Here is a 13,466-nt window from a genome sequence, read left to right as displayed (position 1 = left end):
GATTGCCATGATCCGTATTGATCGAAGAAATATCGTTAAATCTCTTGGGGTTGCTGCCGCTTTGGCGGTGACGCCAGCCGTGACGTTTGCGCAGTCGGGTGATCCGGTTACGCTGGTTGTGCCCTATGGTGGCGGTGGCCTGATCGACGGCCTCGTGCGCGAAGTGGGGGAGAAGATGGCCGCCGAGCTTGACCAGCCGGTGGTGGTCGAGAACAAGCCGGGATCCAACGGGATCATCGGTGCGAACTACGCGGCCTCGGCTCGTCCGGACGGTCTGACCTACTTTGTCGGTGCCACGGGTCCGCTGTCTCTGAACGTCATGCTTCGCCAGGGCCTGCCCTTCAGCATGGATAGCTTCGAACCCGTCGGCACCATGATGAGCGGCCCGCTGACCGTCACCGTGCCCGCCGAAATGGGCGTGAACACCATCGACGAGCTGAAGGCCTATGCCGAGGACAGCGGCAAGCCGCTGCGCTACGCGACGCTTGGGCCCGGCAGTGTGACGCACCTTTTCGGCATGGTCCTGCAAGGCGCCTTGAACGTGCCGATGATCGATGTGGCCTACCGCGACAATCCGTCGATGATCCCCGACCTGCTGAACGGGCAGAACGACCTGAACTTCTCGACCCCGATTTCGCTGATCAAGTATCAGGACGAAGGCAGCGTGAAGATCTTGGCGATCTCCTCGCCCGAGCGCAATCCGCTGTTCGCCGACATCCCGACCACGACCGAACTGGGGTACCCGGAACTGGTGTCCTCCTTCTGGTTCGGACTGCTGGCCCCGGCCGGCACGCCGCAGGATGAGATCGCCCGCGTGAGCGCTGCCCTTCAGACCGCGATGAGCGACGAAGCGTTGCAGGAGCGTATGATCAAGGTTGGCCTCACTCCGCAGGTCGGCGGTGTCGAGGCGATGCAGGAACAGCTGGACTGGGACAAGGAGTTCTGGGGCGGCGTGATCGAGGCGAATGAGATCTCGTTGAACTGATCCGGCGCCAAAGCAATCAACGGAAAACCCCGAAGCGCAGGCTTCGGGGTTTTTTGTGTTCATGGGATGCCGCGATGCGCACGACCCTCAGGTCAGGAGGTCCGGCGGATCATGCCCTTGAGGATGATGTCGGCATAATCGTCGGCGATCTGCTGCGCAGACCTTTCCCCGTCGGGCGACCACCAGCGGTGCATCCAGTTGATGCCAGACAGGATCAGCCGCCCGGTTATCGCTGGATCGACGGGTTCGAACTCGCCGTTCTCGACGCCCTCGCGGATGAGGTCGCGCAGGCGGGTCTCGAACTGCCGGCGTCGCGCGATGCGGATCTCCATCCGGTGCCGGTCGGGATCGGACCAGAAGGCGGTGCTGGCCGCCATCCAGGCGGTGCGATGTTCGGCAAAGAAGGTCGCAGAGGCGCGCATGTAGGCGCGGACTTTCTCGGCGGCCGTCCCCGAGGCAGGGATACGCTCTTCGACGAATGTGTTCAGGTGCTGGGTCGCCAGAAAGGCGATGCGGGCGTAGATGTCATCCTTGCTCTTGAAATGGTGGTAGAGCAGCGCCTTGGAAACCCCCGCCGCCTGCGAGATATCGCGCATCGAGGTTGCCTCGAATCCCTTCTCGGCGAAGAGCTGGGCACCGATGTCCAGCAGGCCGCGCACCCGTTCACTTGCCTCTTCTTCGCCTGGTGGCTGGTCCTGGTCCGAAACTGCGGTTGTCATGCTATTGCCCTACCTTCCACCCCAACCTGCCCGGGGCTGACCGACCGGTCAAGGTGGGGCGGAGGCTCTTTCTCCTTTCCGCAGGGCATCGGACCAATTCCGCACCACGAAATCGATGTAGACCCGCAGCTTGGTCGGCACATAGGACGATTCGCGATAGGCGACGAAGACTCCTTCCTCGAAAGTGGAGTTAGTGACCCGCACGTCCGGCATAAGTTGCACCAGGCGTCCCGACGCAAGTTGATCGGCGACCGTGTAGTCATCCAGCAGCGCGATGCCGCGCCCGGCCAGGGCCATGTTCAGCAGAACCAGTCCGTTGTTGCTGATGAAGGCGCAGGACATCGTCATCTCCATCTCTCCCTCGGCAAGGCGAAAGCGCCAGTAGACCGGTTCGTTGCTGATCCAGTAGCCGAGGCACTGATGCCGCTTTAGCTCCGAAGGGACCTTGGGGGTGCCGTAGCGGGCCAGATAGTCGGGCGCGGCGACCAGGATCCGGCGTGACAGGAACAGGCGACGGCGGACCAGCCCCGCCTCCGTGGGCGGGGTGATCCTGAAATCCAGGTCATAGCCGTCCTCGCGCATCCGGGCGTGGCTTTCGGACAGGTGGAGGTCGACCAGCAGGTCCGGATAGGCATCGCTGAATGCAGGCTGTAGGCGCGACAGGACTGAAACACCGAACATGGTGCGCGAATGTACCCTCAGCAGGCCGTGCGGCCGATCCTGCCGATCCGCGGCGGCGGTATCGGCCGCGCGCACGCTGTCGAGGATGTCGCGGGCGTCCTGCAAATAGCGTTCGCCGTTTTCGGTCAGGGCGAGGGCGCGGGTCGAGCGGTGCATCAGGCTGACCCCGAGTTGTCCCTCCAGCTCGTCTATTCGGCGGGTCACGCTGGCCGGGGAAATACCATGCTGACGCCCCGCGGCTGAAAAGCTGCCCTGCTCTGCGGCCGACACGAAGAGCTCCATGGCGCGAAGTTTGTCCATCGATCTACCTTTTCGGAAACTGAAAAGCTGCCATCATAATTTTGACTATTATGTCCACTCACGCAAGAAGGTACGGTTTGAAAAGATGTTTTTGGAGGAGGACACACTATGGATTTCGGCGCATTTATCCTGGCGCAGCAGCGCGGCTACCATCAGGATTCGCACACTGTCATCGCCAACTCGGTCGAACAGACGGTTATGGCGGAACAGGCCGGGTTCTCCAACGCCTGGTACGCGGAGCACCACTTCAACAACTATTCGCTGTCACCCTCGCCGCTGATGATGGTGGCACATTGCGCGGCCAAGACCACCAAGATCCGGCTGGGCTCTGCGGTCTGCATCCTGCCGCTCTATCACGCCCCGCGTTTCCTGGCCGAGGTGGGCCTGGTCGACTCGCTCTCCGATGGCAGGCTGGAACTGGGTATCGGCTCCGGCTACCAGCAATTTGAATTCGAACGCTTCGGCACCTCGCTGGCAGAAGCCGGCAAGATGTTTGAAGAGTACATGGATGTCATTCCGATGGCGCTGAAGCAGAAGATCTTTGAATACCACGGCCAGTACCTCGATATCCTGCCCAGCTCGATCGCCGTGCGTCCGGTGCAGGATCCGATGCCGCCGATCTGGGTCACCACCGGCAATCCGATGATCCGCCAGCGTGCCTTTCGTGAAGGGCACAACCTGTTCGTAACCGCGCTGTTGGGCGGCACGGACGCCATCCAGGGCCTGCGCGACAAGCTGGATTCCGACATCGAGGCGTCGGGCACCGACGGCAGCAAGAGCCGCATTGGCTTCCTGCGTTGCGGCTATGCCAGCGACAGCCAGTCCGAGATCGACAGCTATCTGGAAAGCGCCCAGTTCCAGCGCCGCCTGTCCTTCAGCCTGAAGGAACGCACACAGCAGACCGAAGACGGCTACCTGATGAAGGAGATCCCGCATCCCACGGACATGTCCTTTGAGGACATGCAGAGGAACCTGCCGATCGGCAACGTGAACTACGTGATCGAGCGGATGATCGAGGAAATCGAGATTCTGCGCCCGGACCACATCGCGCTACAGACCCAGCTGGGCGATTTCGACCAGAAGACGATGCTGAAGCAGATGGAGCTGTGGGGCGATACGATCATCCCGGCGATCCAGAAGGCCGTAGGCCCTTCGGTCAAGCTCTCGGCGGCGGAGTGATCCGATGCGGATCGTTCTGAAACCCGGCTTGGCGCCCCGCCTTGAGGGTGCCAGCGACTTTCGCAGCTTTTCGATCGCGCTTGATCCCCGGCTTCAGGGCGATCTGCGCACTGCCGCTGCCCCGGTCGGCCATGCCGAGGGGGATCATGTCTGGGTCCGTCCCGATGCGGTGCGCGCGCTTTGCGCCACGGCAGGGGACGGGGCCTGGAGCGAGGGCTTTGCCGCGATGGTCAGCTTCGCAAAGGCACATGGCTGGGTCGATCCGTCCGGGTGCATCCGGGCGCATGTCGAGCTGCTGGACGAACCCGCGCCGGTGTCGGTGGACGCCTTCCGCCAGGCCATGCGGCGCTTCGCCTCCGGTGTCTGCATCGTTGCCGCGGGCGAAGGCGACCAGAGGATCGGCATGACCGTTTCGGCCTTCTCCTCTGTTTCGGCTGAACCGCCGCTGGTGCTGGTCTGTCTGAACCGCTCTGCCGGCTCGCATGACAGCCTGGTCAATGCGTCCAGCTACGCCATCAACATCCTGGGGGCCGAGCAGGAAGAGGAAGCCATGCTCTTTGCCGGGCAGCGCGGGCTGCATGGCGCGGATCGGTTCGGTCTCGGCTGGCAGCAAAGCGACAGCGGTGCCCCGGTGCTGACCAGCGCCCACCATACGCTGGTCTGTCAGAGCGAAGCGCAACATCCCGCCGGTAGCCATACGGTTCTGATCGGACGCGTGATCGACATCATCCCTGGGCGCGGCACGGCGGCCCTTGTCAACTACGATGGGGCCATGGGCGTGACCTCCCACGCCGCCTGACACTCTCCTCCCCGTCAGGGTGTGCCTTGGGGCGGTCGGCATCTGCCGCCGCCCCTTTTTCTGTCACGGGGCCAGCGCGATATCGGCCAGCGCATAAACGGGATCGTCCGGGAAGGCACTGCCGATGGGGGTGCGCGGACCAAAGCGGTCTGCTTCGCTGCCCTCCGGCAAGGGCTGCGGATCGACCCAGTCATAAACCACCGTCCGCCGAGCCACGCGCCATTCGCCGCCGCGGCGCTGGAACAGGTCGCAGTAGCGCCCGCTGAGCATGACCTGCCGCTCGACGCCGTCCGGACCGCTGCCGCGTTGCAGGGCGAGGAAGTAGCTTTCTACCTCGGCTTCGCCGTCGCATCTGAAGCTGATCAGGATATTGTTGATGTGATGGATGTTGCGGGGGCCGCGCGCCCAGGCCTCGCGGACCCTCTCGTAGAAGACGGCCACCGGGCCGCTGGTTGCGCCGTGGCAATCTTCGGCATCCTCCCAGTAGCTCGACCGCAGCGCCGCCTCGTCGGCGCGGTCGATCCCGCGTGCGTACCTGTAGAGACAGTCGCGAATGGCCTCTCGGGCCTGTAGTTCTTCCAGCGGTGCCAGCATGTATCCTCTCCCTTTCTTACAGTCGGAAGATACCGCTTACAGCTCTGGAAAAGAATGCTTTTTTCTCGATCATCGACGGGTTTTGGACACTAAAACCATCGCTTGTGCCAAGCGAATATCCGGGGGTGCAATGAAGCCCATCTGGCAGGGCGTTTCGACCGGATGGGCGATAGCCCAGGTTTGCATCCGGTCGCGCATGCAGGCCTAGCAGCAGTCTCGCCGTCAGGTGCGCTCTGCCTCAACGTTCCCGCATATTGTGGGTGACCTCCGCCAGCTGTCAGTCCGAAGGTGCCGAATGCCTGGGGTCGGCCCGAGGTCGCGGCGCGGAGTCAGGGCCCGGGGTTCAGGCGGTCGGAAACTGCGCCATGAAGGCACGGTCAATGTGATCCTTGAGCAGCCATGGCAAGCGCCCGCTTGCGGTCAGGCCATGCCAGTCTGCGATGGCGCGATGATCGCCCAGCGACAGCAGCTTCAGGTGGTCGTGTTGCGGGCGATAAGGCCGCAAGGGCCTGCCCATTGCATGCCGTCGCAGGTTCTCGGCCAGGATGGGGGCCTGTCGCACGGCGTAGACGCCGGCCTTGGCCAGCGGGCGTTGCGTGAAGTCTGCACAATCGCCGCTGGCAAAAAGGTCGGGGTGGTCGCGCAGCAGCAACGTCGGCATGACCGGAATGCCGTCCGGGCCGCAAAGACCGCTCCGGCGCAACCAGGCATGTGGCCGCCCGCCAGTCGCCGCGATTACCAGGTCCACGTCGTCCATGCCGGTGCTGCCGAGGCACAGTTTGATGCCCGCGCGGCTCAGTGCATGCTCCAATTTATGCCGCAGGGCCTTGCCGTGCGTCGGGACGATCCGGTCAGCCCGATCTGCCAGGCTGATCTGCCCGTGACGGCCCAGCCGGTGCGCTGCCGCCAAGGCCAGTTCGCACCCCGCTGCCCCGGCCCCCAGCACACAGAGCCGTCGTGGCCCCGGCCTGCTGACAAACGCGTCCCAGGCATCGCAAAGCGCATCGAAGGGTTTGACGGGGCGCAGATCTCCGGGCGGCATACCCCCGACAGGGCGATGATCCTGGCCGATGTCGAAGGCGGCGATGTCGTAGGGCAGTTGTTGGCGGCTGCCATCGGCGAGGATCAGGCTCAGCCGCTTTGCGACGGGATCGATCGCGCTGACGTGCCCTTGGACGAAGCTGGCCTGCGCCCGTGCGGCCAGGCGGGCAAGGTCTATCTGCAAATCACGGCGGGCATAGTGCCCGGCAAGGTATCCGGGAACCATGCCGCTATAGGTGGCACGCCGAAACGGATCGATCAGCGTCAGCCGCAGGCGCTGCGCAGGGTTTCTGGCCTGTTGCGCCAGCACAAGGGCATGGCTGTGCCCGCCGCCGATCAGGATCACGTCAGTCAAGGTCTGCGCCCGCCGAGCGCGACAATTGGCCCCTGCGCGGCCTGCGCATCCGCATGGTCGTGTGTGACCAACAGAACCGGGATGCCGCGCGCGCGGACATGGGCAAAGGTAAAGGACCGAACCTCGTCCCGCAGCTCGGCGTCCAGCTTCGAAAAAGGTTCGTCCAGCAACAGAGCCTGCGGATCGGCCAGCAGGCTGCGCATCAGGGCGACGCGCGCCTTTTGACCACCTGAAAGCGTGGCAGGATCGCGGGATGCCATGTCGCCAAGCCCGGCCTGTTCAAGGGCGGTGGTCACCGCCTTGCGGCGCGCGGCGCGGCCCCGGATGTCCGGGGACAGGCCGAAGGCCAGGTTGTCGCCCACCGAAAGATGTCCGAACAGCACGGCATCCTGAAACAACAGGCCGATGCGGCGCCTGTGCGCGGGCTGGCCCGTGATGTCTTGACCATTCAGGGTGATGCCCCCCGACATGGCGACGCCGCCGGGCAGGGTGCCCGCAATCGCGTCGAGCAGGGTCGATTTGCCGATGCCGGATGGGCCCGTAACGGTCGTGATCGTGCCACGCGGCACGTGCAGCGTCAGGGGCGCAAACAGCACGGGTTGCGCGGCGAAACGCAGGCTGAGCCGTGTCAGGTCAAGGCTCATCCGGGGCTGCCTCCGCCGCCGCGCAGCGCACGTCTGTCGCGATGCAGGACTGCCGGTATCAACAGGGCGGCCAGAAATCCGGCAAATGGCAGCGCCGCCTGAAGCGCGGCGGTCACCGCCGTGATCCTGCGGTCCGAACCGGAGGCAAGGGTCACGGCCTCGGTCGTCAGCGTGGTCATCCGGCCCGCCCCCATGAACAGCGTCGGCAGATATTGCGCGACCGAAACCGCGCCTCCGACCGCCGCCGCGATCAGCAGCGGCCGTAGCAGCGTCGGCAGTTTGACGGCGACCAGCTGCCGCCACGGGCCTGCACCCAAGGCCGCCGCGGTGCGGGCAAGCCGGGGGTCGAGCGCCCGCCACGGGGCCGCCAGCGCGATCATGACATAAGGAAAGACGAACAGCGTCTGTGCCCAGATCACCGCTGCCAGCCCGCCGGACAGCCCGAGCCTTAGAAACAGGATGTTCAGGCCATATAGAAACGAAATCTGTGGCACCAAAAGCGGCAGATAGATCATCGCCTCGCCCCAGGCAGGGGTGCGTTTGCGGGCGCGGTCTTCCCCCTCCAGCCAGGCGATGGCCAGCAGCGTCGACAGGGCGGTGGTGGCCAGGGCCAGCACCAGGGTCGTGATCAGCGGTGCGTGCCAGTTGCCCTGGGCGCCCTGCCAGGCGTGCAGGGACCACGTCTGCGGCAACAGCCCCGGAAAGGGCCAGCGCCACGCCAGCGACCACATCAGCAACGCCAGAACGCTCAGCGTGCCGAGGGTCAGCAGCCCCGCCATGACGACGGAGGTCGCAGTGCGCAGCATCTGTCCGGGCCAGGCAGGCCGCGCCCCCCGCCCCCCCAACCGCAGCCAGACCAACCCGACCGCGCGCATCGCCCTGCCCGTGGCCCAGAGCACGCCAAAGGTTGCCAGAACCAGCAGCGCCTGTACCACGGCCCCAGCCGAGGCAGGCAACAGCAGGGTGGTATCAGGGTCGGAAAACAGCCGGGTCAGCAGCACCGCCAGCGTCGGTGGGTTCGATGGGCCGAGGATCAGCGCCATGTCGACGTTCGACAGGGCGTAGGCCAGCACGATCATCACCGGCACCCGCAGCATCGGCCATATCTGCGGCAACACTGTTTTCAGCCAAAGCGTGCCCGTGCCGTAGCCAAGCGTCCGTCCGGTCACGAGGGTCCGATGCAACGGGATCTGGTTCAATGCGGAGAGTGTCACCAACATGAGGAACGGGAACTCCTTGATCACCAGCCCCAGCATCAGGGCCACTCCGCCGGGATCGTGCACCGTGATCCACGCGGGGGGGGATGACCAGCCAAGGATCAGCGCAATCGCCCGCGCGATCCACCCCGACGGGGCGATGACAAAGGCCAGCCCGATGGCCATCGCGGCATGGGGCGCAGCCAGGAACGGCGCGAGGACGGGGGCAAGGGCCAGGTGGGCCGTGCGGGGGCCAGCCGAAGGGGCGGATGGGTGGCTGGGCTGGGGCGTCGCAGGTTGGGCCTTGGGATCTTGTCGTGTGCCCATCCGAGCGTGGCGCGGGCGCTTGGGCGCGTGTGCCGCGATGTCGCGACCGGACCGGGTGATGCAGACGGCCATCACCAGCAGCAGGGCCAGGGCCGTCGCGCCAAGGCCACTGATCAGGGTCAGACGCAGGCTGGTGGCGATGCCGGGCAGATGCGCCAGCTCCCGCCAGGGGGCGAGGGACGGCGCGGTCGCGCCGATGGCGGGCAGGACGGCAAAGCTGGCGCGCAGGGCCTGCCACAGCCCGGCCAGGATCGGGCCGGCGCCGAACAGGGCAACCACGATCAGGACGCATATGCGCAGGCCACCTTGCGTCATCGCGTGTAGCGCCGTGCCCAATCCCGGGTCAGCCGCGTCATCCAGCTGGGGTGCGGTTCGGCCAGCGTCGGCCCGAGGTCGCGCAGCCGGGGCAGGGCGGGCGCACCCGGCAGGGCATCGAAGGCTGCCTGTGCGGCGGGGTCCAGCCGCGCCGGGTCCAGCACGGAAAAGGCCCCCAACACGTTGATATCCTGCATATATGCCTGTGTCTCCGGAGCGAGGAGAAAGTTCGCCACGACCTCGGCCCCTTCGCTGTGCGCCGCGTTATAGGGGATGGCGACGAAGCTGACGTTGCCGATGGTTCCGCCGTCCGGCACGAAGACGCGGGCCGTGTCGGGCAGGAGGCCCTGGTCGATGGCGGCGGCGGTCGAGGCGGGATCGAAGGACATCGAGATGTCGATTTCGCCGTCGTTCAGCATCTGCTGCTGCACCGACTGGTTTTCGGGAAAGGCCGTGCCGCCGCGCCACAGGTTCGGGCGCAGGGCGTCGTACCAGGACCAGAGGGGGGCCGTCGCCACCTGGTAGGCCGCGTCGGTGACCGGCATGGCAAGTGCCGCGGCGTCTGGCGCCAGTTCGACCAATGCCTGTTTCAGAAAGGTCGCGCCCATGAAATTGGACGGATTCGGGTGGGTCATGCGGCCCGGATGCGCAGCGGCCCAATCGCTGAAACCGGCCATGCTGCGGGGGGGCGAGGGGGCCCGCGCGCTGTCATGGACAAAGACGAACTTGGCCAGCCGCCAGGGGCTTTCCAGGCCATCCACCGGCACTGTAAAATCCGTCGTGGCGGCTGAACCTGTTGAAAGATCAAGGTATTTCGCGTTCGGCAGGTCGGTCGAAAACGGGCCATGCAGCAGGCCCTGATCCTTCATCGCAAGGAAGTTGGGCCCGTTTATCCAGATCAGGTCGACGCTGCCACCGCTGTCCTGACCGGCGGCTTTTTCCGACAGGACGCGCGTCACCGCCTCGGCCGTATCGGAGAGCTTGACCTGTCGGACCTCGACGCCATAGAGGGCCTGCGTCCGGCTGCCGACCCAGGTAATGAAGGCATTGGTGCGTGCGTCACCACCCCAGGCATTCCAATAGACGGTCTGCCCGCGCGCCGCCGCCAGCGTGGCGGCCCAGTCGGCCAGCGCGGGCGCGGCGGCAGCGCAGGAGAGGGCGAGTCCGAGGGCGGCGGAAGCCAGGGCAAGGCGCATGATATTTCCTCTTTCGGGGCGCGGTATTCACGTCGGTATCTTGACGGTATTCGGGCGGTGTCGGTCGGTGATTGGCAAGGGCGTCGGGCGTGCCGGGCCCTGCGGGTGATGCCAGCGTACCGCTGGGGCTGGTCGGCTGGTGGGCCGGTGCGGCGGTGCCGGTCCTCGGGCCGGGCCTCGGGTCGGGCAAGGGGGCACTGGTGGCGCGGTGCGGGTCATTGGCGCAGGTCATGGGCGCGGGTCGTACCGGACTGGGTCCTGCGGGGCGGTGTCCTGCGGGGCGGTGTCGTGTGGGGCGGTGTCATATGGGGCGGGGTCGTGTGGGGCGGCGGCGGAAAAGGCGCGCCAGCCCTGGTGCCAGCGCAACAGGGTGGTTACGGCGCAGGCCAGCGAAAAGATCACTGCCAGGGCAGGAAAGGCGGCGGGCCAGAGGCACATGGCCGCAAAGATCACGATGGTTTCGAAGCCTTCGGTCAGGCCGCCGAGGTAGTAGATCCCCTTGGTGGGGTAATCCGGCGTGGCGCGTCCCTGCTTGGCGGCGATGGTGGCGAAGGCGAGGAAGGACGAACCGGTGCCGACGAAGGCCGCGATCAGGATGGCGGCAGGCAGGGCATTCTGCACCGGGTCGTGCAGCGCGAACCCCAGCGGCACCAGCGCGTAGAAGACGAAGTCGAGCGAGATGTCGAGGAAGGCCCCGCGATCTGTCGGTGTGCCAAGCCGCGCGACGGCCCCGTCGAGCCCATCGCAAAGCCGGTTCAGCGCGATCAGAAGCAGGGCGATGCCCCAGACGCCCAGGGCCAGCGCCGCCACCGCCAGCAGACCGCAGGCAAAGCCTGCGAGGCTGAGGCTGTCGGCCCGGACGCCCCGGTGTGCCAGCCAGCGCGCAATCGGGGCAAGCGCGGCGCGTTGCAGGGGCAGGATACGGGCGTCGATCATCCGCGCCTCCAGTCGTGAAAACGTTGCACCATGCGCAGCAGGCGGGCGTTGATGTGGCCGCGCCGCCAGGTGCCGGCGACGCCTTTGTTCGCCTCGGCCAGCGTCGGGTAGATGTGGATCGTGCCGAGGATCTTGTTCAGCCCCAGCCCGTGTTTCATCGCCAGGACGAATTCCGCGATCAGGTCGCCCGCATGGGCCCCGACGATGGTGGCGCCGAGGATGCGATCCTTGCCCGGCACGGTCAGCACCTTGACGAAGCCGCGCGTGGTGCCATCGGCGATGGCGCGGTCGAGGTCGTCGAGATCATAGCGCGTGACCTCATGGGCGATGCCCTGCGCCGTCGCCTCGGTTTCAGACAGGCCGACGCGGGCGACTTCGGGGTCGGTGAAGGTGGCGGCGGGGATGACGCGGTAGTCGGCCTTGAACCGCTTGAAATCCCCGAACAGCGCATTGACGGCGGCGAACCAGGCCTGATGGCTGGCAGTATGGGTGAACTGGTAGGGCCCCGCGACATCGCCCGCCGCAAGGATGTTGGGATATCGGGTTTCGAGGTATTCGTTCGTCTCAAGCACCGTGTCCGAGGGGATGCCGAGCGTTTCGAGCCCGAAACCGGTCAGGCGGGCGGTGCGCCCGACGGCGACGATGATCGCGTCGAAGGCGATCCGCCGAGAGGGGGCGCCATCGTTCGCGTCATCGCGGAGGTCGATCCAGGTTTCGCCGTCGGTGGTGCCGCAGGCGGTGGCGGTGTGCCCGGTCAGGACGCGCACGCCGTCGCCCTCAAGCGAGGTTTGCACCATGGCGGCGACCTCGGGGTCTTCGCGGCCCAGCAGGCGCGCGCCCTTTTCGATCTGGGTGACACGAGAGCCGAGGCGGGCGAAAGCCTGCGACAACTCGCAGCCGATGGGGCCGCCACCGAGGATGACCAGCCGATCCGGCGGGGTATCGCGATGGCCGAGCCGATCCCACATCGTGTCGGAGGTCAGGTACCCGATGTCCGACAACCCGGGCAGCGGCGGGATGGCCGGGCGCGATCCGGTGGCAAGGATCACCGCCCGGCTGGTCAGGCGCTGGACCGTGCCGTCGTGGGCGGTGATCTGCACCGTCCAGGGGTCGATCAGGCACGCGTGGCCGAGCAGGACCTCGACGCCCAGGCCCTGGTACCGCTCGACGCTGTCGTGTGGCGCGATGTCCGCGATGATGCGCCGGATGCGGGCCATCAGGGCGCGGAACGGCACCTGCGGCGTGGTGTCGGCCAGACCGTAATCGCCGGCGTGGCGCATCTGGTGGGCGAGGGTGGCGCTGCGGATCAGCGCCTTGGAGGGCACGCAGCCGTAGTTCAGGCAGTCGCCGCCCATCTGGTGCGCCTCGACCAGTGTGACACGGGCCTTTGTGGCGGCGGCGATATAGGCCGAAACGAGGCCGGCCGCGCCGGCGCCGATCACGATGAGGTTGCGATCATAGCTGGCGGGTCGGGTCCAGCCGCGGTAGGCGCGGCGGCGCCTGATCATGGCCAGCGCCAGGCGGGCCAGCCAGGGAAACAGCGCCAGCAGCGCGAAGGACGCCAGGATGCGGGGCGAGAGGATGCCGGACAGGCTGTCGAGCGTCGCCAGTTGCGTGCCCGCGTTGACGTAGATCGCGGTGCCCGCCAGCATCCCCGCCTGACTGACGAGGTAGAACACCCGCGCGGGCATGGCGCTGAGGCCCATCAGCAGGTTGACGGCAAAGAAGGGCACGACCGGGATCAGCCGCAGGGTGAACAGGTAGAAGGCGCCGTCGCGCTTCAGCCCCGCGTCGATCTTGTCGGCACGCTGCCCGAGGCGCTGTTTCACCCAGTCGCGCAGCAGATAGCGCGCGGCCAGGAACGCCAGCGTCGCACCGATGCTGGACGCGAAGGAGACCAGCAGCAGCCCCTGCCAGAAGCCGAACAGCGCCCCGGAGGCCAGCGTCATCCACAGCGCCAGCGGCAGCGACAGCGCGGTGACGGCGACGTAGCCCGCAAAGACCAGCGCGAACAGGGCGAGGGCATGGTCCTGCCGCCAGTCCTCGGCCCGTGTCAGCCATGCGCGCAGCCCCGCCAGATCCAGCGGATGCGCCTGCAACTGAACGAAAGCAACGGCCACGACGATCAGCAGCACGAGAAAGAGCAGGGGTTTCTTCACTTGGGGCCTTTCGGGCGGCGCGGCAGGGATCTGCCTGTCC

The 13,466-nt window shown here is 66.4% G+C and carries 12 protein-coding genes; 3 read left to right on the top strand and 9 right to left on the bottom strand.

The window, feature by feature from the left end:
• Nucleotides 1-7: 7 nt before the first annotated feature.
• A complete protein-coding gene (locus DL237_RS09480) occupies nucleotides 8-985 on the top strand; it encodes a Bug family tripartite tricarboxylate transporter substrate binding protein (protein ID WP_233544932.1) in 978 nt (325 codons plus the stop codon).
• 92 nt (nucleotides 986-1,077) lie between these two features.
• On the opposite strand, the gene DL237_RS09475 is transcribed toward DL237_RS09480, so the two are convergent.
• Together DL237_RS09475 and DL237_RS09470 are read right to left on the bottom strand one after the other, a co-directional pair.
• The gene (locus DL237_RS09475) at nucleotides 1,078-1,704 is read right to left on the bottom strand and encodes a TetR/AcrR family transcriptional regulator (RefSeq protein ID WP_119398816.1); all 627 of its coding nucleotides are present in this window, start codon (nucleotides 1,702-1,704) and stop codon (nucleotides 1,078-1,080) included.
• Nucleotides 1,705-1,752: 48 nt separating this feature from the next.
• Nucleotides 1,753-2,685, bottom strand: a complete 933-nt coding sequence (locus DL237_RS09470) for a LysR family transcriptional regulator (protein ID WP_119398815.1) — start codon at nucleotides 2,683-2,685, stop codon at nucleotides 1,753-1,755.
• Nucleotides 2,686-2,793: 108 nt separating this feature from the next.
• Between DL237_RS09470 and DL237_RS09465 the strand changes: the two genes are divergently transcribed.
• Complete coding sequence (locus tag DL237_RS09465; RefSeq protein WP_119398814.1) at nucleotides 2,794-3,864, top strand: LLM class flavin-dependent oxidoreductase; 1,071 nt, start codon at nucleotides 2,794-2,796, stop codon at nucleotides 3,862-3,864.
• Between the two features lie 4 nt (nucleotides 3,865-3,868).
• Entirely contained in the window at nucleotides 3,869-4,663 is a 795-nt protein-coding gene (locus DL237_RS09460) for a flavin reductase family protein (RefSeq protein ID WP_119398813.1), read from the top strand.
• A 63-nt stretch (nucleotides 4,664-4,726) separates the two neighbouring features.
• Here the strand turns inward: DL237_RS09460 and DL237_RS09455 are convergent, their stop codons facing one another.
• The 7 genes from DL237_RS09455 to DL237_RS09425 form a co-directional block, all read right to left on the bottom strand.
• Nucleotides 4,727-5,257 (bottom strand): nuclear transport factor 2 family protein, encoded by a 531-nt coding sequence (locus DL237_RS09455; protein WP_119398812.1) that lies wholly within the window; start codon nucleotides 5,255-5,257, stop codon nucleotides 4,727-4,729.
• A gap of 343 nt (nucleotides 5,258-5,600) precedes the next feature.
• Entirely contained in the window at nucleotides 5,601-6,644 is a 1,044-nt protein-coding gene (locus DL237_RS09450; RefSeq protein WP_233544942.1) for an FAD-dependent oxidoreductase, read from the bottom strand.
• Between the two features lie 5 nt (nucleotides 6,645-6,649).
• Nucleotides 6,650-7,297 (bottom strand): ATP-binding cassette domain-containing protein, encoded by a 648-nt coding sequence (locus tag DL237_RS09445; RefSeq protein ID WP_119398810.1) that lies wholly within the window; start codon nucleotides 7,295-7,297, stop codon nucleotides 6,650-6,652.
• Nucleotides 7,294-9,135, bottom strand: coding sequence for an ABC transporter permease (locus DL237_RS09440; RefSeq protein WP_119398809.1), 1,842 nt, complete (start codon nucleotides 9,133-9,135; stop codon nucleotides 7,294-7,296). Before DL237_RS09440 ends, DL237_RS09445 begins: the two co-directional genes overlap by 4 nt.
• Entirely contained in the window at nucleotides 9,132-10,331 is a 1,200-nt protein-coding gene (locus DL237_RS09435) for an ABC transporter substrate-binding protein (protein ID WP_119398808.1), read from the bottom strand. Before DL237_RS09435 ends, DL237_RS09440 begins: the two co-directional genes overlap by 4 nt.
• Before the next feature lie 228 nt (nucleotides 10,332-10,559).
• Nucleotides 10,560-11,267 carry a CDP-alcohol phosphatidyltransferase family protein gene (locus tag DL237_RS09430; protein WP_119398807.1) on the bottom strand — a complete coding sequence of 236 codons (708 nt, stop codon included), beginning with the start codon at nucleotides 11,265-11,267 and terminating at the stop codon, nucleotides 10,560-10,562.
• Nucleotides 11,264-13,426, bottom strand: coding sequence for an FAD-dependent oxidoreductase (locus tag DL237_RS09425; RefSeq protein ID WP_199672033.1), 2,163 nt, complete (start codon nucleotides 13,424-13,426; stop codon nucleotides 11,264-11,266). The genes DL237_RS09430 and DL237_RS09425 overlap by 4 nt, the downstream gene beginning before the upstream one ends.
• Nucleotides 13,427-13,466 lie beyond the last annotated feature (40 nt).

The organism is Pseudooceanicola sediminis, from assembly GCF_003575965.1.
GTDB classification, from domain to species: Bacteria; Pseudomonadota; Alphaproteobacteria; order Rhodobacterales; family Rhodobacteraceae; genus Pseudooceanicola; species Pseudooceanicola sediminis.
The sequence above is the reverse complement of the archived record's forward strand: the minus strand, read 5'-3'. Positions and strand labels throughout refer to the sequence as shown.